Source organism: Clostridium fermenticellae, from assembly GCF_003600355.1.
GTDB lineage: Bacteria > Bacillota > Clostridia > Clostridiales > Clostridiaceae > Clostridium_AV > Clostridium_AV fermenticellae.
The window spans coordinates 148,330-173,228 of sequence record NZ_CP032416.1 but is presented as its reverse complement, the minus strand read 5'-3'; the positions used below and the strand labels follow the sequence as shown (position 1 = coordinate 173,228).

22 protein-coding genes are annotated in these 24,899 nt (G+C 29.5%); 3 read left to right on the top strand and 19 right to left on the bottom strand.

The genetic code is table 11. The annotated features are described in order from the left end of the window. The first annotated feature begins 169 nt into the window (after positions 1-169). Entirely contained in the window at positions 170-1,417 is a 1,248-nt protein-coding gene (locus tag D4Z93_RS00815) for an MGDG synthase family glycosyltransferase (RefSeq protein WP_119969889.1), read from the top strand. Between the two features lie 20 nt (positions 1,418-1,437). Here D4Z93_RS00815 and spoIIR read toward each other — a convergent pair whose 3' ends face one another. The 12 genes from spoIIR to D4Z93_RS00760 form a co-directional block, all read right to left on the bottom strand. Further along, positions 1,438-2,082, bottom strand: a complete 645-nt coding sequence (spoIIR, locus tag D4Z93_RS00810; protein WP_119969888.1) for a stage II sporulation protein R — start codon at positions 2,080-2,082, stop codon at positions 1,438-1,440. 143 nt (positions 2,083-2,225) lie between these two features. Continuing rightward, positions 2,226-3,404: a Ger(x)C family spore germination protein gene (locus D4Z93_RS13405; protein ID WP_243105964.1), complete on the bottom strand. Its 1,179-nt coding sequence runs from the start codon at positions 3,402-3,404 to the stop codon at positions 2,226-2,228. Continuing rightward, the gene (locus D4Z93_RS13400; protein WP_243105963.1) at positions 3,401-4,501 is read right to left on the bottom strand and encodes a GerAB/ArcD/ProY family transporter; all 1,101 of its coding nucleotides are present in this window, start codon (positions 4,499-4,501) and stop codon (positions 3,401-3,403) included. The genes D4Z93_RS13405 and D4Z93_RS13400 overlap by 4 nt, the downstream gene beginning before the upstream one ends. A 16-nt stretch (positions 4,502-4,517) precedes the next feature. Further along, positions 4,518-5,978, bottom strand: coding sequence for a spore germination protein (locus D4Z93_RS00800; protein ID WP_119969887.1), 1,461 nt, complete (start codon positions 5,976-5,978; stop codon positions 4,518-4,520). A 29-nt stretch (positions 5,979-6,007) separates the two neighbouring features. Further along, a complete protein-coding gene (locus D4Z93_RS00795; protein ID WP_119969886.1) occupies positions 6,008-6,202 on the bottom strand; it encodes a CLC_0170 family protein in 195 nt (64 codons plus the stop codon). 124 nt (positions 6,203-6,326) lie between these two features. After that, positions 6,327-7,169 carry a 4-(cytidine 5'-diphospho)-2-C-methyl-D-erythritol kinase gene (gene ispE, locus D4Z93_RS00790; RefSeq protein ID WP_119969885.1) on the bottom strand — a complete coding sequence of 281 codons (843 nt, stop codon included), beginning with the start codon at positions 7,167-7,169 and terminating at the stop codon, positions 6,327-6,329. 184 nt (positions 7,170-7,353) lie between these two features. Next, a complete protein-coding gene (gene cphA, locus D4Z93_RS00785) occupies positions 7,354-9,984 on the bottom strand; it encodes a cyanophycin synthetase (RefSeq protein WP_119969884.1) in 2,631 nt (876 codons plus the stop codon). A 53-nt stretch (positions 9,985-10,037) separates the two neighbouring features. Then, positions 10,038-10,850, bottom strand: a complete 813-nt coding sequence (locus D4Z93_RS00780; RefSeq protein WP_119969883.1) for a cyanophycinase — start codon at positions 10,848-10,850, stop codon at positions 10,038-10,040. Positions 10,851-11,011: 161 nt separating this feature from the next. After that, entirely contained in the window at positions 11,012-12,571 is a 1,560-nt protein-coding gene (locus D4Z93_RS00775; RefSeq protein WP_119969882.1) for a DUF3794 and LysM peptidoglycan-binding domain-containing protein, read from the bottom strand. 314 nt (positions 12,572-12,885) lie between these two features. Continuing rightward, on the bottom strand, positions 12,886-13,122 hold the full coding sequence (locus D4Z93_RS00770) for a Veg family protein (protein WP_119969881.1): 237 nt from the start codon (positions 13,120-13,122) through the stop codon (positions 12,886-12,888). A 204-nt stretch (positions 13,123-13,326) separates the two neighbouring features. After that, entirely contained in the window at positions 13,327-14,187 is an 861-nt protein-coding gene (gene yabG, locus D4Z93_RS00765) for a sporulation peptidase YabG (RefSeq protein WP_119969880.1), read from the bottom strand. A 141-nt stretch (positions 14,188-14,328) separates the two neighbouring features. Next, positions 14,329-15,342, bottom strand: coding sequence for a CotS family spore coat protein (locus tag D4Z93_RS00760; protein WP_119969879.1), 1,014 nt, complete (start codon positions 15,340-15,342; stop codon positions 14,329-14,331). 115 nt (positions 15,343-15,457) lie between these two features. Here D4Z93_RS00760 and D4Z93_RS00755 point away from each other — a divergent pair, with 115 nt between their 5' ends. Continuing rightward, positions 15,458-16,585 (top strand): glycosyltransferase family 4 protein, encoded by a 1,128-nt coding sequence (locus D4Z93_RS00755; RefSeq protein ID WP_119969878.1) that lies wholly within the window; start codon positions 15,458-15,460, stop codon positions 16,583-16,585. A gap of 62 nt (positions 16,586-16,647) precedes the next feature. Here D4Z93_RS00755 and D4Z93_RS00750 read toward each other — a convergent pair whose 3' ends face one another. From D4Z93_RS00750 to D4Z93_RS00735, 4 genes are read right to left on the bottom strand one after another with little or no spacing between them, the layout of a single operon-like run. Then, positions 16,648-17,652, bottom strand: coding sequence for a CotS family spore coat protein (locus D4Z93_RS00750; RefSeq protein ID WP_119969877.1), 1,005 nt, complete (start codon positions 17,650-17,652; stop codon positions 16,648-16,650). Positions 17,653-17,665: 13 nt separating this feature from the next. Beyond that, on the bottom strand, positions 17,666-18,421 hold the full coding sequence (locus D4Z93_RS00745; RefSeq protein ID WP_119969876.1) for a spore coat protein: 756 nt from the start codon (positions 18,419-18,421) through the stop codon (positions 17,666-17,668). Positions 18,422-18,445: 24 nt separating this feature from the next. Further along, positions 18,446-18,652 carry a hypothetical protein gene (locus D4Z93_RS00740; protein ID WP_119969875.1) on the bottom strand — a complete coding sequence of 69 codons (207 nt, stop codon included), beginning with the start codon at positions 18,650-18,652 and terminating at the stop codon, positions 18,446-18,448. A 22-nt stretch (positions 18,653-18,674) separates the two neighbouring features. Continuing rightward, entirely contained in the window at positions 18,675-19,682 is a 1,008-nt protein-coding gene (locus D4Z93_RS00735) for a CotS family spore coat protein (RefSeq protein ID WP_119969874.1), read from the bottom strand. Between the two features lie 171 nt (positions 19,683-19,853). Between D4Z93_RS00735 and D4Z93_RS00730 the strand changes: the two genes are divergently transcribed. Next, positions 19,854-20,972, top strand: coding sequence for a glycosyltransferase family 4 protein (locus D4Z93_RS00730; RefSeq protein WP_119969873.1), 1,119 nt, complete (start codon positions 19,854-19,856; stop codon positions 20,970-20,972). 141 nt (positions 20,973-21,113) lie between these two features. Here the strand turns inward: D4Z93_RS00730 and D4Z93_RS00725 are convergent, their stop codons facing one another. The 3 genes from D4Z93_RS00725 to D4Z93_RS00715 form a co-directional block, all read right to left on the bottom strand. Next, a complete protein-coding gene (locus tag D4Z93_RS00725; protein ID WP_119969872.1) occupies positions 21,114-22,400 on the bottom strand; it encodes an ABC transporter substrate-binding protein in 1,287 nt (428 codons plus the stop codon). A 105-nt stretch (positions 22,401-22,505) separates the two neighbouring features. After that, entirely contained in the window at positions 22,506-23,888 is a 1,383-nt protein-coding gene (locus tag D4Z93_RS00720) for a radical SAM/SPASM domain-containing protein (protein ID WP_119969871.1), read from the bottom strand. A gap of 105 nt (positions 23,889-23,993) precedes the next feature. Next, positions 23,994-24,875 carry a DMT family transporter gene (locus D4Z93_RS00715; protein ID WP_119969870.1) on the bottom strand — a complete coding sequence of 294 codons (882 nt, stop codon included), beginning with the start codon at positions 24,873-24,875 and terminating at the stop codon, positions 23,994-23,996. Between the last annotated feature and the right edge of the window lie 24 nt (positions 24,876-24,899).

Below are 24,899 nucleotides of genomic sequence, written 5' to 3'. Positions count from 1 at the left end.
ATCTATATTTAATTACTTTGTTATACATTAATCCGTCATATCTTATCCATAATAATAATAAAAATATGAACTCTCATATTAATTTTTTCTTAATTGTTTGTTAAATTAGTTTATTATTGTCTTTATATCTTATATAATGTTATTACATACTTAACCAGAAGGTGATTTAATGCGAATATTAATTCTTTCCGTTTCTGCTGGTGGTGGTCATGGCCATGCCGCGGAAGCATTAAGAAATTATATTGAATCAGAAGTTCCTAATTCTGATATTAAAATTATTGATACATTAAAATATATAAATCCAATAATAGACAAAGTTGTTATTGGAAGTTATTTGAAGAGTTTAAAGATTACTCCAGCATTATATGGCAAAATATATACATACTCTGAAGGAGACTATAATAAAATTGCTTCTACTATAAGTTCAAAATTTAATAAGATTATGACCTATAAATTGGCTCCATTAGTATCAGAGTTTAATCCTGATATGATAATATCCACACATCCATTTCCCACTGAAATGGACTCAATAATGAAAGAGAAACATAATATAATGACACCGTGCATCACAATAATTACAGACTATTATCCTCATACATCATGGCTTCATCCAAATATTGACGCATATGTCGTATCAAATCAAGACATGATAGACGAAATGATATCAAGAGGTATTCCCAAAGATACAATATATAATTTAGGAATACCGGTTGAATCTGATTTTATGGAAAAATTCGACAGGGATGATACATTACATGAATTAAAACTAGATAAAAATAAATCTACAATACTCGTTATGGGCGGAAGCTTAGGAATGGGTAAAATTAAGGATATATGTGAACAACTTGATAAGATTATAATGGATATACAAATTATAGTTATAACCGGTAAAAATCAGAAACTATATGATGATTTATTAAAATCTAAAGAAGCATTTTCAAAAGAAATTCGTATAATAGGTTTTACCAATAAAGTAAATAAATATATGCAGGCTAGCGATCTATTATTGACTAAACCAGGAGGACTTACTGTAACAGAGGCTTTAATATGCAAAATACCAATGGGTATTTTTTCTCCAATACCCGGCCATGAAGAAAAAAATGCAGAATTTCTTATAAAAAATAATCTAGCAATAAATATATGTGATATAAATACATGTAAAAGTAAGATAGAAAATCTTCTTAATTCGCCAAATAGGCTCAGAACCATGAAAGATAATTGTGAAAAGTTTGCTAAACCAAATAGCGGCAATGATATAGTAAAATTAATCAAATATTTAATGCATAATAAACCAAATAAAATTACAGTAGAGACTCCAAATAAAAATCCATCTAAAGATAATTCAGTAAAAACTTTTTTTAAATCTGTTGAGAATTATTTTATAAAAACAGCAAGTAAAATTTTTGTACAAAGTTAAGGAATCCAGTATTTAGCTTACTAGATTCCCCTGCTTCTAATTATTTCTAATAATTTAAATTTAATTTTTATACTTTTATCTGTGGAATTTATTTTATTATCTATCGATTTATACTCTTCATCAGTTAAAACCTTTCTCATATCCTTCTCTGTTTCCTCATACGATACTTCTCCTTTAGTTATATCAACAAAACATAATGGAGGAAACATTACACACCACCAGTTATGTCCTTTTCCACTTCCTATAATTATTCTATATGCTTCATATCTCCCTTGGGGAAGAGTAATATTACCATACGTTTTCACTGGAAAATTTTCATGTGATAACATAGTTTTAACTTCATAATTATATCCATTCTTTTTAACAACATCATTTGCAATTTTATTTATCTCATCATTATTAGCAAGTAATATTTTTCTCGACTCATATATATTTTTAGAACCCTTAAGTTTTGGTTGTATATACTGTAATACCTTATCCCGTACTTTTAATTTAAGCTGCTGATCATTTCCGAGGTCACTGTTCGCTATTACATGAAACCTTATTATTTTGGAAGCTATATCTTTTTGTAAATTTTGACTTTTTGCTTTACCTTCAAATGCGCATCCAAATACAACTAGAATACTTATAATAACACATATAAAAATATTTAATACCCTTCTCATTGTTTAATCCCCCAAACTCTGATTCTCAAATTGTTTACAAGCTTGTACATATAGACTTTTTTGGCCATTTTAATTCTACTTGAATATATTAGTATTATTAACATTTTTTTCAATTATATTCATTTAAATATAATTTAGTATATTTATTTCACAGCCCCTATTCTTCTAATTTTTGAATCTATAACAACATGTACTTCAGCATTTTTATATGCATTATCCCAATCATTTTCAACTTGACTCCAAAGCCTAGGATAATATTTTTCTAAATATTCTCTAAAACCTATAGGATCTACCTGAAACTGATCCTGAGTTATTTGTACCGTTTGTTCACACTCCTTCTGTATTGATCTATTAAAGTTATCTTCTAATGTACTTAAATTATTAGCTGAAAACAGTTGATTTTTCATATAAGAATCTTTTATCTCTCCCTCTAAATTTACATTTATATAAAATACTAATTTATTATTCGTATTTTTGACAATTATCTTTCTCCTTGAGTTATCCACTTCAAAATCTATAGGATGGCCATTTTTATATACAACTTTTGTACCGCCTTTAAATTCACCTCTTAAAATCTTTATATTTGAAGTTTGATTGTTTGTTAAAAAACCTTTAAGACCATAATTCTTAATTATTGCCGATCCCGAAACTTTAAGTTCCTTTTTATCCTTATCCATCTCGAAACTTGGTGATATCGAATTGCCATTTTGATCAAGCAGTTTCAAAAAATCATTCAAGGTTACAATTACAAAGGTATTATTTCTACGACTATTTTCAATTAATCCAACCATATAGTTTTCTAAACTTTTTTCTGTTGTCGGTTTGTATTTTACAAACTCCTCAGCCTTGCCTTGGGCCACACATACATACATCATTCTATCTAATGCTGGTTGCCTTTGAAGATAATCAATCACTTCTTTAAATGTTTCAGGATATGTTAAAAGATTGCTTCCTATCATAAGAAGTTTTATATGAGTAAATGTAATTTCTCTACTAGTTTTATTACTAGCTTTACTTATAGCATCTTGCATAGAATATGCATCCGAATCAATATAATTATCTTCACCAATTCCTCCTTTTTCCGGTCCCAGTTTACTTATATCAGGTAATCCAAATGTTACATGTATCCTTTTTAAATCCATTCCTGTATATGGTTCATTAGGATTAAGTTTTTTTAATTCTTTATCCTTGCCTATATCATCCCCCGAGTCTATCCCCATTACGGATACAAAACCTTTTTGATTTATTTCAACCTTATCCCAGCATCCAGTCGATACAATTGCGATAAGCAGTAAACAAATAACCCTGCAGACTTTTTTCATTTATTTGTCACCTTCTTTTTTGCCTTAAACATTGAAATTAAATAAAATAATATAGGTATCACAATGAGTCCTATAATTCCAAATATATTATTGGCCCTTGCAAATGCACTATGCACACTGACTACATTAGGATAGTATATAGCAATACAGTAAATTAAAGGTGCTATTAATACTAATGAAAATCTTATATCTTTAAGTTTTAATGCATCTCTGGTTATATCACATATTAAATAATATATATTTACGAAGTTTGTAAAATAAAATAAAACCCATAAGGACATGATTACTCCATCCCATCTTTCTACTAATGCTCCCTGTATATTTATGCATTTTACCATAGCTATAGTGGGCCATAAAATCACCTTAACTTGTTCTTTTGTAAGTATTGCTAATGTAAATACCACCAAAAACACATAAAATCCAACAACATATCCTATACCTTTAAATATAGTCTTAGGTATGATTTTTTTATTTTTTACAAAAGGACAAACTAAATATAATATCTGTATTCCCGCAAAACTAAACATAGTAGTACAAAAAGCTCTTATATAATCAACTGGTTTGCTGGTCAGTATTGGAAATACATTTGTAAAATCAGCTTTATTTAAGCTGAATACCATTACAAATATTATTGCACACGACATAATCAAAAATGCCACTTCATTAAACTTTACCAGGGAACTAATATCTGATCTTATGATATATTCACCGGTAAGTATAGTTACTATTAATATAAATTCCGTAGGAGTTTTTTCAAGCAGATACATTTTTAATACTTCAACGAACATCCTCATCTGAATAGATATAATAGCCAAATTATACATTATAAAAAATATACTGACTAAAAATCCAATTATCTTTCCAAAATTATTTATTGATATATCATAAAAACTATTATAGTCGTTAATTTCAATAACTCTATAAGTCATATATGCTATAATGTACCATATTAAACCTTCTATTATTGCTATAATCCAACCATTAGTGCCAACAGCACCTGCGACCTCTCGCGGATAAGAAAATGATGATACGCCAATTATTGCAACAACAATAGTTGTAAATAAGCCATGCTGTTTTACAGATTCTATACTTTGCATAATTTAATTTTCACCCCTATCTTTGTCTTATCTTATCCTGCGTTTTCATATAATTAGGTCTTTTCTTAAAGTATTCAATAGGTGCTCTTATAATCATGTCTTTAAAGTCACTGGAATTATATTTTACTAACGGAGAAAGATAAGATATTCCAAAACTTTTAAGCCTTACAAGATGAATTAGTATAAATATCAATCCTACTATTATTCCATAAAGTCCTGTTACTGCAGCCATTATAATTAAAAAAAAGCGTAGAATTCTAAGGGCATAGGCCATTCCATAATTTGGTGTAGTAAAACTCGTAAGTGCTGTAATAGATACTATTATTATCATTATTGGGCTCACTATCCCGGCACTTACCGCTGCCTGCCCTATTATAAGTCCTCCTACTATTCCTACAGTTGAACCTACAGCCTTTGGAAGTCTAGCCACACCCTCAAGTAAAAATGCTAAACTTCCCTCCATGATAATTGCTTCTACAAACGCCGGAAATGGGACTCCTTCTCTTGTTGATGCTATAAAATAGGTTAGTTGAGCAGGAATTATAGATGTATGAAATGAACTAACCGCCACATATAAAGCTGGCATAAGGAGGGATATAAATATAGAAATAAATCTTATAATCCTAACTGCCGAACTATATATCCATCTTTGATAGTAATCATCGGGTGACTGAAAAAAGCTATGAAACGTGCTTGGTACTATAAGTGCAAATGGGGAATTATCCACTAATATAGCAATTCTGCCTTCATATAAAGAAGCTGCCACTACATCTGGTCTTTCCGTACTCTGTATTTGAGGAAATATAGACCATTTATCATCCTCTATAAGTTGTTCTATATATCCGCTATCTAAAATGGCATCTATGTTTATTTTAGATAATCTAGAATTTAATTCATCTAAAATATCCTTATCTACAATATCATCTATGTATGCTATTACAACATCTGTCTTTGATCTAACTCCCATACTCTTCAGATTTAGTTTAAGCCTGGTATCTCTTATTCTTCTTCTTAACAAAACTGTATTAAACCTTATGGTTTCAGTAAACCCATCTCTACCTCCTCTTATTGTTGTTTCACCTGATGGTTCTCCTACACTTCTACTGGCCCATGCACGTGTTGCTATAATATAGCAAACATCCAAACCATCTATCATCATAAGGGTGTCACCAGAAAGAACTGCATTTATTCCCTGGCTTAACTTATCACTTTCTCTAAGGTCTGTAACTGTAAGCAATGTATCCTTTATGCTCTTGACATCCTCAACTTTATCTACTAAAAGCATCAGATTTTCCATTATATAATCATCCAGAAGTATCTTGTCACTCATACCATCTATGTAAGTCAAAGTGGCTTTGAATTTTCCAATATAAAATTGTCTGAGGACTGTATCTGAACTTCCTTCAAACACCTTTTTTAAATATTCCTTATTCTCATCAATGTTTACTGAAATTTCATCTTTAATATTTTCCTTCAAAATTATCACTTCCTAGTCATGACATATCACTAATAAATAAAATTTGTTATTAAATAAAGTATTATAGCAACTAATATGGAAACTATTCCAACAAATTTTGCCCTTATAGCAAGTTTAAAATTATCATCTCTTTTGAATTTTGCATAATCTATTAACCCCAGAAGACCTCCCTGTATAACCATCAATATTAAGAAATACTTGTCAAATAAATGTAATATTCTCATCGAAAAACTCCTCACATATATTCTCAATTTATTCTTTGCATTAACGTACTTATTTATGCGTTAAGTGATAATTCAAAAGAGCCTTTGAAATTTTTTCAAAGACTCTAATCATTACATAAAGTTATTATATTGTTCGTGTTATAAAAGCATCCTTATATTTCTTACTCATTCCGTCATAGCACATCTGTGCTTTAAGCATATCGTCAAAAAACGCGAATACAGTAGGCCCACTGCCACTCATAAGGCTTCCAAGTGCCCCATCTTTAATCATTTGTTGTTTTATATTCTTTATTATTGTATGCTTATTTAAAGTTACATTCTCCAAAACATTTTCCAAATTCTTAGCAAGTACTTTCATATTATCTTTTTCAATGCATTTTAATAATAAGTCTGTATTAGGATGTTTTCTTAATTTGCTTAGATCAAATTTTTTATATACTTCTGCCGTGGATGTCCCAAATGGCGGCTTTACTATAACCAATATTTTATTTCTAAATTTCTTAAGCTGCATTACCTTCTCTCCTATACCTTCACATAATGCTGTTCCACCTGTTAAACAATATGGTACATCAGCTCCTATTTTAAGGCCTAAACTTGCGAGCTTATCATTCTTTATTTCAGGTTTATAAAGTCTTCTGATACCTTTAAGTACAGCAGCAGCATCAGTACTACCTCCTGCAAGCCCAGCTGATACTGGTATAAACTTTTTAATATCTATTGTTACTCCTGAACTAATATTATACGTATTCAAAAAAAGTTCTGCAGCCTTATAAGCTAAGTTTTTATTATCAGTTGGTAAATAACTCTTATTACACGTCAGAGTTATTCCCTTATCGGATTTATTTATATCTATAACATCATATAATTCAACTTGCTGCATTATAGTTTTTAAAAGATGATATCCATCTTTTCTTTTTCCAACTATATCTAAAGACAAATTAACCTTAGCAAAAGCCTTTATTATCATTTTCTTCCTCCAAATTAAAAAATTATTCATCTAAAATATAATAAATACTTTTATTTATACTAACTGACGTAAGTATTATAATACAAGATTAAAATAAAAGCCATATAATAAGATATAATTCAATCCTATAATATAGCTTCTAATTTAGATTATAATGTTTAATTTTAATTAATTGATCAAATTTCTAAACTACAGCCTGTGATTCTGCTTTTAATTTAGAACCTTTAATCCTATTTCTTATAAGATCAATAAGTGGTTCAGATCTTTCGAAAAATACTATAACTAAGTCACCCTCTTTAGAATTGTCTATTGCTTTTTCGAGAGCAGATTTTTCATCTAAAATTATTTCTAGATTATCTTTATCAAAACCTGAATTTAATACTCCAAGTTTAAGTATATCTGCTATCTCTCCTTCTTTTCTTCCTCTTCTATCCTTATCTTCTTTTATATATATCCGATCAAAACTTTCTCCAGATATTTCTCCTACCTTTTTTACACTTTCGTCTGTTCTATCACCCGGTACACCTATAATACCAATTAGCCTCCTATGTTCCAAATTATTTAATCCTGAAATAACAGCTTTATATCCTGCTATATTATGACCATAATCCAAAATAACCTTGATGCCATTTACATTATACATATTAAATCTTCCAGGATTAAACCTTCCATCACACTCAAATGTTTTAAAACCTAATTTTATAGTATCATAATCAACATCAAGCCCTACAAGAGCTGCACATGCAGCCATTGAATTTTCTATATTATACTCTAACTTACCACCCAGAGTAATCTTTATATCACCAACATTTATTATTGGGAGCACTTCATTATCCTTTTCTATATATATAGTTTCATTATTCACGTATACACCATATCCACCAAGTCTTATATTCTCCCTGAGGGCAGAATTATATTTATCCTTGGAAAACATAATTAATTTACTTTTTATATTATTTACTATAGTCATACTCATCTTGTCATCGGCATTCATTACTACATATCCATCTTTCTTCACAGCCTCACCAACAAGTGATTTAACATAAGCTAAATCTTCCATTGTATTCACGCCATCTATACCTAAATGATCTTCAGTAATATTAGTTATAACGGCAACATCTGCCAGGTCGTAGGCAAGTCCGCGTCTTATTATCCCTCCCCTTGCAGTTTCAAGTACTGCCGCATCAACATCTTTATTGGTAAGTACAGAAACAGCACTATCATAACCTGTAGTATCTCCTTTAATTATGCATTTATCATCTAGATAAACTCCACCAGTAGTTGTCATTCCAACATGATAGTCCTTCAATTTTAGGACATGACCTATAAGCCTTGTGGTAGTTGTTTTTCCATTTGTACCTGTAATAGAAACCACTGGCATACCATCTTTAGGTATATCCTTTAACAACATATCAACTATAGCTCCAGCCACATCTCTGCTTTTACCTGTGCTTGGATAATGATGCATTCTAATTCCAGGTGCTGCATTCACTTCTATTATTGCACCACCTTCATTTAAAGAATTCTGTATATCCCTGCAGCATATATCTATTCCACATATATCAAGACCAATAGCTTTTGCTGCTCTTTCACATATTTCAATATTTTCTTGTGATATATCATCTGTGCAGTCAATGGCCTCTCCTCCAGTTGATAAATTCGCACTTTCTCTTAATACGAGTTTTTGCTTATTATTAAGTATGTCATCTAAAATATATCCATTCCTTGATATACAGGCCTTAAGCTCATTATCAATTTTAACTTTTGTAAGGGGTTTTTCGTGACCTTCTCCTCTTTTATCATCCCTATTCAATTTTTCTATGAGTTGTCTTACAGTTCTTACTCCATCACCTATAACACACGGTAATATCTTCTCAGCAACAGCTACAACTTTTCCATCAATAACACATACTCTATAGTCTTTTCCTTCTATATTCTCCTCTATTATTATTTGATCATACGTTTTGCTTAATCTAGAATATATGCTGATAAGTTCTTTTTCATTTTTTATATTAACATATACACCTTTACCCTGGTTTCCATATCTCGGTTTTAAGACTACCGGATATCCTATTTTTTCCGCCTTAAATAAAAGTTCTAAGGGATTTTTCACCACGCCTCCTCTTGCTACAGGTAAACATTGATTATACAGTATTTCTTTAGTTTGAATTTTATCACATGATATATCTACAGCTGTTGCCTTTGTATTACTAGTTATAGTAGCCTCTATAATTCTACTGTATTTACCATAGCCTAATTGAAAAATGCTTCCCTCATCTCCAAGTCTCATCACCGGAATACCTTTTCTCCTGGCCGCATCTATTATAGCTTTTGTACTAGGTCCAAGCTCCTCACCTTTTAAAGTATCCTTCAACATCTTTCTATACATTTCGGTATTGAAATATTTACCACATATTAATGAATTTATTAGTTCCACTGCAACTTTGGCAGACTCCACCGCAGTATTTTTATATATATATTGGAATATAATATAATACTTATCGCCATCTATCTCTCGTGCCTTTCCATAGGCAACATCAATTCCCAGCGAATTTTGAATTGCTAATATTATATGCTCACAAACATGCGCAAGATATGTTCCCTCATTTAACCTTTTTACAAATCCATTTCTTTCATCTATACCACATCTATGTTCCTTAAGGTCAGGTATTATCTGTAATAACCTATCATTAAAATTATTTATATCCTTAGTAGCAATATTACTATATCCTTCTAAATCCACACATAACTTTATGCACTTTTTATGTGAATATATATTTCTACCACTATAAACTCTAAAATTTTCAATCTTCATTTTTATATGTGTTTTCCTCCTCTTACAGTTAACTATATAATTTGTTACTCTTATTATCTAAGACCGTTATAACACTTTTTTAGATTCAGATTGTACAGATCACCGCTTTTAAGTATGTGTAGTTTGACATTAAAAATGGACAATATATCATCCGGATACTGTTCAGATACATTACTATGTTCTATACTGCTTCCATCTATTATATAGACAGCACCTGAACCAATAACTTTGAATTCAGCTTTACTGTTTACTACTATGGCTGTATCTTCATCTATACCAATACCGAGACTTTCCGGATTCTCAGCAATACCTACCATAAGCCTTCCTATTCTCCCTCTTTGAGCAAAATGTTGATCTATGATAACTCCCTTAATAAGTCCTAATCCCGGTGCCATTTTTAATGTGCATTTTCTTGGTGATTCATCATCAAGACCTGTTACTATCATAGTATCACTCATAACAGACGCTCCTGCAGAAGTACCAACAAAAATACAACCTTCATTATATTTCGTCTGTATGCTCTTATATAAAGGAGTCCCTCCTATTAGGCTGGTTATTCTGAGTTGATCTCCTCCCGTAAAAAAGACAAGTGAGGCACCTTCTATAATTTTTATATTATTTGAATCATAAGAATCCTCCCTATTTCTAATAGTTAATATTTCAACATTCTTTACGTTTAATGCTTGAAATATTTTTTTATACTCATCTCCCAGTTCTTCAGGAAGTTCTGAAGCCACTGTTGCAACTACAAGTATTCCATTCTCTTTATCTATCTTACTGCATACTTCATTAAGTATAGTTTTACTTCCATTTTTATCCTCAGCCCCACCAATTATTATTAAATTGCCTTCGATTCTTTCATCCAAAGTTCAACATCCTTTCATATAGATATTCTTTATTTTTACCATACTTTTAATAATTATACATGACGATATGCCTTGTAAAATGCGCCCTTGAACTATTAAATGCAAAAAAATAGAGTTTTAATTAGCTATACACATAATTAAAACTCGTTTCAAATTTTAAGCTATATAATTGCTCGTCCCGGTATTATGAGTTTATCTCCGACCTTTATAATATCGGGATCTTCTATTTCATTCAGCTTTACCAATAAATCTACTGTAGTATAATATTTCTTAGCTATCTTCCAAAGAGTATCTCCATGCTCCACAACATATATAGTTAAACTAGCCTTCTTTTCAGGTATTCCCTCTTCTTTTGGGACTATATCAACTAAAAATTCCCTATGAGTTGAGTAGTTTACTCTAGCATAAACATTAACTATTGCCTTCACACTTATTCTATCAAGTTCTATAAAAGCTTCTATACTTTCGAGCGAAACCTTTGCTATGCACTGCATGTCTATTTTACATTCAAGTATCTCCACCCCACAACTGAATGGTATCTCTTCATTTACTGTATAGAATTCTTTTTCATCATCATTTGCCTTATATAATATTCTTACATTCAATACACCATCAACAACTGCTTTATCTTCTACTAACTTTTTATCCGTAACAGATACATCTGCATCACACATAATTATTTTTGACGCCTTAGGCATGTTACTGTCAATTTCTATATCTTCCTTTATTATATCCTGATAGGTAGATTGTCCATGCATTACATTCAATTGATAATCTTTTTTAGTCATATCCATAAATATTGTAGGTGAATATGCGTCTTGTATTATATCAAGCTCCTGTTTGCACATAACCTTTGTATCAGATTTTATCAAAGCTTCTATATCTATAATCCTATCCTCTCCAAGGTCATCCTCTTTTACATCATATTCTACAGCATCAATTCTAAAATCAGTATAGCTTTCCATAGATGGATTTACACCATCTAAATCCAATTCTTTCGATATAGGAACATCCTCACTCATATAAACCAAATCCTTTGTATCCTTTCCTCTGTACAATATAGAGACTAACGCGTATAAACTCACAGTTACCTTGTTTTCCATTATATTTACTTCTTTTTTATGAAGCTTAACATCATTTTCAAGTATACTTCCTATCTGTGGATTTTCTATTGGAACCTTTATACTGCATTTTGCCACAAGATCACCCGATACCGTACCCATTATTTTATCCACTGCAGCTGGATTTTTAAGCATTTGAACATCTTCAGAACCCGTAACATCCTTTATAACCTCAAAGTCATAATTCTTATATACCTCTGCTTTAAGCTTTATAATACCTTCTATAGATACCTTTCTTTCATTTACCACCATGCATTCCATATGCTCTATATAGCAACTCGAATCACAATGCATCCTATAGTCTACTTCTGGAAGTTCAACATAATTAGCAAATTTACCCGAATATGTTACTCCATATATTCCTGTACCTTCCTCCTCTTCCTTGGCTGAATATAATATTGTATATTCAACTTCTCCTTCAATAAAAACCTTTCCCTTCATAACCTCAGTATTAGTAATACGAGGCTTCGATTTCAGCATTAAAATTTCACTTACATCCGGATTAGTATCCGGTATTACATATTCAGATTTAACAACCGTATCGCAAAAATTTTCACCCAGCAATTGTTCACATTCTATATTCTCTTTAACTATATCCATGTATACATTGCATCTCCCTTCAATTAAAGACCTACTACTATTTATTTATATATACTTTTATAAGTAAATATGATAAAAAATTATTTATAGGATTATTTAATTGAAAGTGTTATCTATAGATTTTCCAATAACTTGATATTATAGTATCTATCTATATTGACATTTGATGAATTTTGACATATTATAAGAGTGGTTGTTGACCATATAACCTCTCATAAATTCTCAATACCCTTTTATACCATAGTTGAAAGATGGATACCCACCATCTTTCTTTTATCTAAAAGCAAAAAAATTGGTACTAATAAGTACCAACTTTACGCTGAAAATACCAGTTGTACTGTCTTCGTTAAAACATCAGAATAACTATAGGTGACCTTCCTTTGGGTGTCATTTTCCAACCTAATTACAAATATACTAGGATAAGCTTTCTCAATTATTCCACTATTGACAAATACCTTTCTCCTACCACCATTTGCTTTTAAAGTTACTTTGTCGCCAACATGGCCTTCAATATCTTTTCTTATTAGGGCCAATACATTTCCTCTCTGCATATATCTAAACACCCTCTTTCCACATTTTATATTATATATCCTAATATATATAATGTCAACTAAACTTTATATTTTACATTTAACAAATTGTTTTGTCAATATTAATTTTTTGTAAACGGTCTAAAATATTTAGATTAATACCACATAAAGTATTATTCCCTTATACTTTCTCATATATACAGTTTTTTAATACTTATTATAATTTTAAGCATAAGATGACTTTGGAAATCCTTCTCTATATTTGCCTCTAGTTTGTAAGCCTCCGATTCCTTTTGTGCCTGTTATAGTATTTTCTAGGGCTTCTTGTATTGAAACAACATTGCTTATATTTGTATATGCTATCTTTTCACATAAAAAAACGGGATCCAAGCAGTGAATCAATACCCTGCTTGGGGAACTAGCAAAATTTGCACCTGCATCCAGTATGGCTTCATAACATGATTGACATGCACCTGCAAATATAACTAAATCATCATAATTCGCCTCATAATTTCTAAGTGCTGATACAGTTTCAACAAAAAATTTTGAGTTTTTATAGTTATCTATATTCATGTAATCTGTTGTTCCTTTTATAATTGAATCATGGCCTGTAATTATGACTATATCCGGTCTGAATTTTTTTACTAATTCTAAAACAGTTTTTGCTTGATCTTCTTCCTTTACAGTCTGCCCAATTACTTCAAGCATTAATTGTTTATATACCTTTAGGCATATATCTAAATAGTCTGAATCACCGTCTACATGTAGTATCCTACCTGGTCTTCCAAACGCTAACTCATTATTTTGTGTTTCTTTTACAGTTCTAAATTTTTTTTTTATATTCCCTCTAGTCATCAAAATATTTTTAATTGAGTTATCTACTTTTTTGTTAGATAATCGCTCATACTTTGTAAGTGATTCTTCTGAAACCACCTTAAGATCTTCCTCTGGAGAATCTGCAATTATTCTAAGATTCATGCCTTTCAAAGTATATATTGTGTTTTTTTTAGAATATATAATATCAATAATTTTAAAAGTTATATCTTCCCCATAAGATTTTCGCACTACTATGTCACCTATTTTCATATATCATCCTCTCCACTTAAATATAAGCTCATTATCCATACTATGATATACTACATAAAATAGTGATTTTATAAAAACATAAAATAGACACATGATAAATACTTATAGATTCATGTATTTACCATATATCTATTTCTTATACTATATTGTTTCTTCTTTTTGATTGTACAATTCTTTAAACTGTTCAATAAAATTAATATATTTTTCTTTCTCAGAAATCAATTCCTCCATTTTATTGTTAAAAGTATTGGACGCCCAATTGACTTCATTATAGTAATATCTATTTGCGAGCCTCCAAAAACGCTGAGGGAATAGCAAAAATGCAAATATTATTCTATACTCATCATCCTCAAGTTCGCTCACACTATTATAAGAATCAAGTATCAGTTTAGCACATTCTATATTCCAATCTGATCTCTTTAGTACCTTCATCATAAACGCAGATATATCATAAGCCCTAAGCTCTCTCTTACAATAATCAAAGTCTATTACATTTACATCATCATTTTTATCAATTATTATATTATGATAAGTAAAATCATGATGGCAAAAAGACTTTTCTTGTTCAGCAATCTCACATAAATCCATATACTTTGAATTTATTAATACAGCCATTGCTCTCTTACCTAATTGTTTATAAAATTCTACATTACGTATATAATTTAAATCAAAATCTCCCTTATTGTTTTTTCTTCTACTCATATCTCTCATCTTATCAAGTGCTCGTATTCTCTTTTCCATGAGAGTAGGCCATCTTCCAAGGTCTGTCTTTAATTTACTATTTTCCGGTGGTTCGTATCCCTTTGATGCTAAATGCATATCCGCCAGGCATCCTGCAGCTTTTGTAAGGTCATCATTGTTTTTAAAATCGCACTCTCTCCCATCTATCCATTCAGAAAGAGTATATATATCCTCATTTACAAGTGCAAATGGTTTCCCTTCAATGTTTAAAGAATATTTATCGACCTTATTGAAACCACTTTTTATCAAATGCTCCTTGGCACCATATACAAATAGAAGTTTTTGAACTCCATAATTTATTTTCTTTAAACATTTGGTTCCTATATTTGTCTTTAAAAGATATACCCCTTTATTAGGTCGCATACTTTCAATTTTAACTCCAAATTGTCTTTCTATTTCAAACTCTCTCATCATGTTAATCACCCCTATATATTTATATGAAATACCGTTATATTTTAGAAGGATATTAACACTTTGAAATATTATTTAATATAATAGAATGTAACACAAATTTGAAAGGAATATTTTTATGAAAATTGGGATTGACAGTAGAGCAGCAAAATTGTATAGAGGTACAGGAATAGGTACTTACACTTATCAATTAATCAATTATCTTAATAAAATCGATAATATAAATGAATACTTATTGTTCTCACCTAAAAATTGTACCTATAACATATCTCTAAGAAATAATTTTTGTGTTAATGCCATCATTGATGATAAAAAAAATAACTTTTGGGATGAAGTTAATGTCCCAAATATTTTAAAGGATAAAGATATACAAATATATCATGTTCCCCAGAACGGTATAGGACTACCAGAGGATAAAAATTGCAGTTTTATTATAACTCTACACGATATAATACCATATAAAATGCCTGAAACCGTCAGTAAAAATTATCTTAAAATATTTAGAGAAAAAATACCACAAATTTTTGATGATTGTGACGGAATAATTACTGTGTCAAATTACTCAAAAGATGACATAGTAAAAACTTTTAACTTTCCATCTGACAAAATATATGTTACTCATCTTGCTGCAGAAGATATATACAAACCAATTGATAAATCATACAGTAAAAATATTATTAAGAAATTTTATTCAATAGATGAAGATTTTATACTCTATGTTGGCGGCTTCAGCCCCAGGAAAAACATATTAGGTTTAATTGATGCCTTCAGTATATTTTCCAACAGATATAAGAATAAAATAAAACTTGTGATAGCAGGGAAAAAAGGATTATCTTATGATATATATAAAAAAAGAGTACATGAGCTTAATCTTGATGATAAAGTTATTTTCCCGGGTTTTATATCAATAGAACATCTACCTTGTTTATACAATGCAGCTGAACTATTTGTATATCCATCCTTTTATGAAGGATTTGGTCTTCCTCCAATTGAAGCTATGTCATGTGGTATACCCGTAATCGCATCAAATACTACTTCAATTCCAGAGGTTACAAATGGAGGTGCTTTACTAGTAGATCCAAATAATACGGATCTTTTAAGTGATTCAATTTTAAAAATAATACTTGATCACAAACTTAAAAGTAAACTAATCAAAGCCGGTTTAGTTAGAGCCTCAGAGTTAACATGGCAAAAAACTGCGGAGGACACCCTTAAGGCGTATCATGAAGTATTTAATAAGATATAAACGTAAAACCTTTAAGTATCCATTTAGTTTTTAGTACTTAAAGGTTTTTATTATATTCTTTATTAAATTAATTTTCTGAAATTCCTTAAGAATTCCTCCCTATCTTCTTTATATAATATTTTCTTTTTAAATCTACTTAGAAATATATCTTCTCCCCAATCTTTTCGTCTCGTATAATAATCCTTGCATATCGAATAAAAGTCTTCTGGAAAAGTAAACATCGCATATAAAACTTCTAATTCTCTTTTATTCAACGAATTAGTGATACAATAATTTTCTATTATGGTATCCGCTTTATTAATATCAAAGCAGAAATTTTTTATCACTTTACTTATAAAATTGCATAAATCATGTATCTTTAAATCTATAATAGCATAATCAAAATCTATAAAGTAAGCTTTTTCATTACGTATTAATATATTATGATGTGCCAGATCATGATGGCACACTACAACCTTATCTTCCTCACTGCATAGTTTATAATAACAAGAATCTTCTAAAAGACTTACACAATTCTTTATTTCATCTATATAATATTCTTCATTTTTTAAAAACATTTCATCAAATTCATTTTTTCTTTCATGTGACATTGCTATACTCTTAAAAAAATCCATTTCCTGTACTCTTCGCTTAAAATCATCGATTAATTTACCATTATTGTATTTATTAGATAGACTAGTCTTGAATCCTTCAGAGGCCGCATGCATTTCTCCAAGAGCCCTAGCTGCAATAGATATATCTACAGGATTGCTAAAATTACATTCACTACCCTGTACAACATCCATAATGCAGTACATATCTCCGTTCCATATCGTATAAATTTTACCGTCTTTATTTCTCACAAAACTAATCACTCTATCAAATTTATTTCTTATATAGTTTAATAAGTCATCTATATATTTAAGTTCTTCTATTGTATATTCAACCTTTTTAAGTATCTTATTTCCTTTATCTGTAGATGCCATATATACATTCCTTACGGGAACCACATCAATCACATTCAAGTCAAATTTATTGAATAAATCTATACACAGATCATATTCTGATAAGTATTTCTTTCCTAACATTATAAACACCCCTCTAAATCAGGTTATATCTATCCTTTTTGATTGCTCTCGAAAGACTTTTAAGACTTTTTAACTCGCTGTAATCTTCTGCATTAATTATAAATTTATTGTAATACTTCATAGAATAATATGGATAGGATAAAAGAGCTGATATGAATTTAAAGCTTCTCTTGTCCAATGATTCCATATTACAGAAATCATCTATTAATTTTACCAAGTTTACTTTGGAGTCCATTTTTTTAAGTTTGTTCAAAAAATAAACTATATCAGTTTCTACCATATCATAACAACATTTTTCTAAAGACCTTATTCTTATTTTTCCATCAGCATCTATGTTTAAATTATTATAATACGTACTCCCAAGGCATACTTCCTTTCTATACATACTTCTCTTTATAAGTCCTATATAATCGCTTTGATATATTATATCTATACACTTGCTGCCCCTATCAAGACACTCAAGTCCATTTTTATATAATTTATTTTCAAATTCACTTTTAGGACGCTTCTCTTTAAGCTTATTTAAAAATCTTTTTAATCTTTTAATATATATCTTATTCCTCTCTATAATATTGCCAACATTACTCTTAAGTTTTTTATTCATATCCTCATCGTATCCCAAAGTTCTTATATTAAATTCTGCTATAGCATACACCTGACTCTCTATTATGCGATTATCAATTATTTCTGGTATATTTAAATTCTCTGTACATTCTATGTTTTTTAAATTGAGGTACTCTGTAAATGCCCACGTTGTATCTTTAAACATACCTTTTTACCTCCTCTTGAAACCTCATCTAGACTTCCTTTTGCTATTGATGTTCTTTATTATCTCTCGTTTTTTTCTTTGAAGTTTCACTATCTCCTTATTTCTCTTCTTAAACCTTTCGAGCAGTTTTACACTTTTCTTTAAACTGTCAAGCTCCTTATCGTATTCCTCAATATCTATTTTATCAAAATCATTCTCATGATACTTATAATCATGCTTTTTATGAGACATATTCTTCACACTCCTAAAAATATCAATTATACTTTGTAAAACTAAATTTTTTTATAAAATCCTGTTTATTCTCATCATCAGTATCTATCTTTTTTAGCCTCTTTATAAAACTCTCCTCACTCCATGGCTGCTTTTCCCAATAATACTGAATTCCTATTTGCCAATAATCCTGAGGAAATTCAATAAAAGCTGACAATATAGGTATATGATTTTGTCTAATTCTATTCGAAACATTATAAGCATCAAGTATAAAAAGTGCATTATTTATGCTCCATTTACCACCCTTCATCATTCTTACAAGTAAACTGCCTACATCATGCAAATAACTGTCAAGTATACAATAATCAAAATCTATTACATTTATTTTTCCATCTGAACTTATGAGTATATTATGATTGGCAAAATCATGATGACAAAATCCTTTAGCTTCTATCTCCTGACTCATGCATTCTATATAATCGCTTCTTATAAGGTTATCTATCGAACTAGTTGCTATATCAAGCTGATGATCCATCATACCAAGATACAGAATATCAAACTCGGATTTATCCTCTTTTTTTAGTATCTTCTCTTTAAAATCCAATATCTCATACCTTCTAGTTTTAAATGTTTCAATCCATTTAAACCAACCAATTCTAGGATTCATATCGTCAGTAACTTCAAACTCAATACTTTTATCATGAAGTTCTGCTAATTTTGATGCTGCAATAATCATATCTATTGGATTTTCATAATTGCAATGCCGTGATTCTATCCATAGAGTAAGATATGCATATTTATTAGAAATGAAAACATAATCTTTATTTTCATTAGTTTTTATTATTTCAGGTATATATTTAAAATTATTTTGTTGAAGGTGTTTTATCACGGAAATAATAAATAAAAAATGCCCAAAATTATAGTTTATTACTTTTAAGCAATATTTTTTATCATTACAACATACTTTATAAACATTTTTAATTTTTTCTATAGAAGTGACATCTTTATCATAATACTTCTCAAGAACCTGCTCTACATCATCAAACTGCAACCTTCTTCCTCCAGAATATCACTATATATGTAGTATATGAATTAATACATACGTATGTTCCAAATGGCACACTTTATAATAAAACTTAATAATATATATTATAATTAGAACTTTACTAATTTTAGTACATTAAATCCTTTAATGCTTATTTGATATGGAGGTAAATTATTTATGCGAATTGCCATAGATGCGAGAGGTGTCAATTGGTATAATGGTACCGGTATAGGTACTTATACTGATAAAATTTTGAAACATATGGTTGAAGAACATACAGAAAATTATTATCATATATATTGGTCTGGCGATAACTATAATCAGATCGATAAATCTAACACAAAAATTTTAATGACTTCTAAAAAACACCATAAATTCTTTGAAGACTTTTATATACCGACTAATTTAAAAAAAGAAAATATAGATATTTATCATGTTCCTCAGAATGGCATTGATATTTCTGAAAATATCACATGTAAAAAAGTAGTTACAGTACATGATCTAATACCATATATACTCCCCGAAACAGTAGGCAGAGGATACTTAAATAAATTTTTAAAAGAAATGCCAAATATAATAGAAATGTCTGATGGGATAATAACGGTATCTGAATATTCTAAAAATGATATACTTAAGTTCTTTCCAATTGATGATAATAAAATCTTTGTAATTCCTCTAGCTGCTGACACAAAATATAAAGTCATGAACAATATTAAATGCAGAGAATTTGTCTCAAAAAAATATAATATAAATAAACCATTCATATTATATTTAGGTGGCTTTAGTCCCAGAAAAAATGTAAAATCACTAATAAAAGCATTTTCAAAAATATATAGGAATTTAACGGAACAATACAATTTGGTTGTAGTAGGGAAATTATGCGATGAATCAGATATATTGAAAAAATTGTGCAGCGAATTAAATATAAATGATTTTGTGAAATTTGTTGGTTTTGTTCCAGAGGATGATCTCCCAATATTCTACAATGCATGTGATTTATTCGTATATCCATCAACTTATGAGGGTTTTGGGCTTCCTCCACTCGAAGCAATGAGCTGTGGATGTGCTGTTGTATCCTCTAATATATCATCTATACCAGAGGTAATAGGCGACGGTGGGATGCTTGTGGATCCATTTGATTTAGATTCAATAGCAAAATCAATTCAAGTTCTGCTAAATAATAATAATTTATTGATAGAAATGAAAACTAAAGCACTAAAACAATCCTCAAAATTTTCATGGAAAAAAACAGCTGAAAAAACTTTAAAAGCATACGAGAATATTTTAATTATGTAAATACGAATAGAGTCTCTTGATTGCTACCGTTCCCAATCAAAAGACTCAATCCATGTATGTTAAAAAATCCCTATGATTAATCCCTTACAGAAATATTATATACTAATTTTTAGTTTTTGTAAACGTTTTATAATTTTTTACTCATCTATTTTCTATAGTCTTACCTTCCTCCAGACTTTTCTTAAGAGAATCCAATATGTCTTTTGCTTGTTTATCTTTTAAGTTATCAGAACTCAAAGCCTCACTGCATTCTTGTCTTATATTTATAAAATTTTGTGTATAATTTATAGGGAAACTACCTTTCTCAGTTCTACCAAGTATCTGCCATATATTTTGATTGAAATAACTATCATTTTTATTAAATTCAACTAAGTTATAATCTCTAAAGAATACGGGAAAATATCCATAGTTTTTCATAGAATCAATTATTGTATGATCATCACTTATACAGAACTTACAAAATTCCTTTGCAAGATCAACATTTTTACCCAAATTATTTATAAGCAAATTAGACCCACCTACCGAAACATCTCTATTTCCACCAGGTTCAAATGCAGGTAATTTCATTATTCCTAGTTTACCTTTGTAACCTGGAAAGTTACGTTCTATATAACTTATGTATTGTGAATCAGCTATCATAGATACACTATTTCCATTTAAAATAGATTGTACTGATTCTTTTCTTGATTTCAAATCAAATAATATGTTCTCAGAATATAGTTTTTTTAACATATCGGCAGCTTTGATGGAAATACTGGAATCAAGATCGAGTTTATCATCACTATTAAAATAAGATGTACCAAGTTGATTTGCGAAAACTAAATACATATTATTATCAATATCTTTTACATTGGTTAAAAATTGTTTACCGGTATCATAAGTTACTTTTTGTCCTAATACGATATAATCATCCCAGGTTTTTATATCATCAACATTTATATTTTCTCGCTTGAAAATATCTTTTCTATAAATTATTACTCTTGGAGATGTACTCCACGGAAATCCATAAACTTTATTTTTTATAGTAACATTATTTAGTTGATGCTTTATAATGTTACTACTATAATATGATATATCACTTGAAACATTCAAAAATGAATTCATATATTTGCTTATATAATATTTTATATAAGGATCCTCAACAGACACTATATCTATAGATTTATCTTTAGCCTTTATATTGGATTCTAAATCATTATATAAGTTGTCATCAGTTTTTATTTCTATATTAACCTTTTTATTCTCTTTCTCAAAGTTATTCGCTGCCAGTTTGAGTATTGGTTCATATCTTTTATCAGTTAATATAGTAAGTTTACCGGTCAATTTTTTACTCTTACTACTTGATGTATTCATATTACTACATGAAGTCAAAATGACTATTAAAATAAAACAATTTATTAACTTAAGAATTCTTCTACTTTTTATCATAAAATTTCTCCTAAAATTATTAATTAGAATACACTAATAAAATATACCATATGACTTAAAAAATCAATAAAAAATAAAATAGGATGTTTTAATCATCCTATTTTATTAACCCTTGGACATTTTATAATTACCTTTACAATTAAAATCTTCTTTCCATGATTTTTCTGCATAAGGTTTAAAATCATAAGCCAGATTATTAAGCTCATCTTGAAACTTTTTGTCTGATATCATCATTCTTGCTCCATCATCTGTAGGTTTTGCTCCTGTTTTTTCTATTACTTCTCTTATTACATTTGTATTATCAATCATCATACAAGGAAGTAATAAATTTTTATTATATGGCTGCCTACTTCTAAGTTCTTTGAAAAACTTAGAATCAAATACTTCAACAAGCTTTCTTCCTTTTAAATTATCAGCTGCAAAATGACTAAATATACATGGTTCAACATCTTCATGAGAATTTATATGACAATAATACTTACCAGCTATACATCCTCCTACGTATGGTGCATCATTAAAGAAATCTATTGCAAAATACGGTTTGCTACTTCTTATCTTTCTAATTCTTTTTCCTAAATATATTCTCTGCTCAGGTGTGAGCATCATATTTACATCAGGATCTCTGCCAACTGGCATAAATATGAAGTACCAACTCATCTTAGCACCTTTTTCTATAAGCATATCTATAAATTCATCAGAAGTTACAGCATCTATATTATTCCTACCTGTTGCAGTAGATACTCCAAATAATACTCCCCTTTCTTTAAGTAAATCCATAGATTTCATTACCTGATTAAATACACCTTTGCCTCTTCTCATATCAGTTTCCTTTTCAAAACCTTCAAGTGAAAACATAGGAACAACATTTCCAAGATCCCTAATCTTATCTGCAAGTTCTTTATTAAATAAGGTTCCATTTGTAAATGGAGTAAACATACAATCACTATATTTTTTATATATATCAAGCATATATTTATTGATAAACGGTTCTCCACCTAAGATTATAAAATAATATATGCCAAGTTCCCTAGCCTCACCTATAATTCTATCGAGTTCCTCAAAAGGTATATCGTCCTCCTTACTATAATTAGCCGCATAGCAGCCACCACATCTTAAATTACATCTCATTGAAGGACTTATAAGTATTACATATGGTGTTTTTATACCAGTTTTATCAAAAAACTTTTCTCTTTTAGGCATTCCATACCACGCTGAATTAGCAAGAAAATTTATAAAAAATTTCTTCATACAATTAATATCAGTTGTTTTTAAAATATTATTTATAAATTGATTTGTAGGAGGATTATTATCATATAAATCTTCAACCACTTTTACCCTACTTAAATTATCTTCGTCCTTATAAACATATTTTTTTACCAGTTCAATCAACTTATGAACATTCTTTTCTGGATCTTTACTTAATAGATCAACTGCCTTTTTTATCAGAACCTCTCTGGCTGTTCTTTCTATTTTTTCTGTAACCTTCATATATACTCCCCCTAATAAATAGTTATGTATTAAATTCTACTTATAATATTATATGAGAAGTATTCCACATGTATGAAGAAAACGCTATTAAAGAAATAGCGTTCATCAATTATTATCTTTATTTAATTTCAGCTGAGGCATTTTTATCTTCAAATTTATAACAACCATTCCGGCAAGAATCATTATACAGCCAATTAAAGTTTTTCCTGTCAAACTATCACCTATAAAGACAGATGTTATAGCTCCAAATACTGGTTCTGCTAAAAATATTATTGCTGCATGAGTAGGGCTTGTATATCTCTGCATTTTATTCTGTACTCCATATGCAGCTATAGTACAAAAAAATATCATAAACAGTAAACTTATAACAGAAAACCGATTAAATGTAACACTAAAGTGCTCAATAAAAATCGAAGGCGGAATTGAAAGTATACCAATAGTAAGAAACTGAATACATGTAATTACAAGTGGATCCGCATCTCTTACATATGAATCTACAAGTATTATCTGAACTGCAAATGCTACTGCACAAAGTAGAGTTAAAAAATCACCCAAGTTTATTGGGCCACCAGCATTTAAGGATATAAAGGCAAGTCCACTTATAGATAATATAATTCCTAGTGTTGTTTTCATATCTGGTAATTTCTTTAGCTTAAATGCCAAAATTACAGGAACAATTGCAACATTGAGTCCTGTTATAAATGCCGATTTACTTGGAGTTGTGTAAACAAGTCCAACAAATTGAAGCGCACATCCTAAAAATAAAGATATGCCTATTAATATTCCCGCCTTTATTATTTTAATATCCATACTTTTAAATTTTTTATAAATTACTATAAGGAGCATTATTCCTGCCGCAAGATATCTCAATACCATAAGCGAATATGGTGGTACATATTTCAATATAACACTTGTTATTGGAAAACTAGCACCCCAAAACACTGTAATGGATAATAAACTTAAATCGGCTTTTGATCTCATCGTCATTTTAATTACATCACCTCGATACCC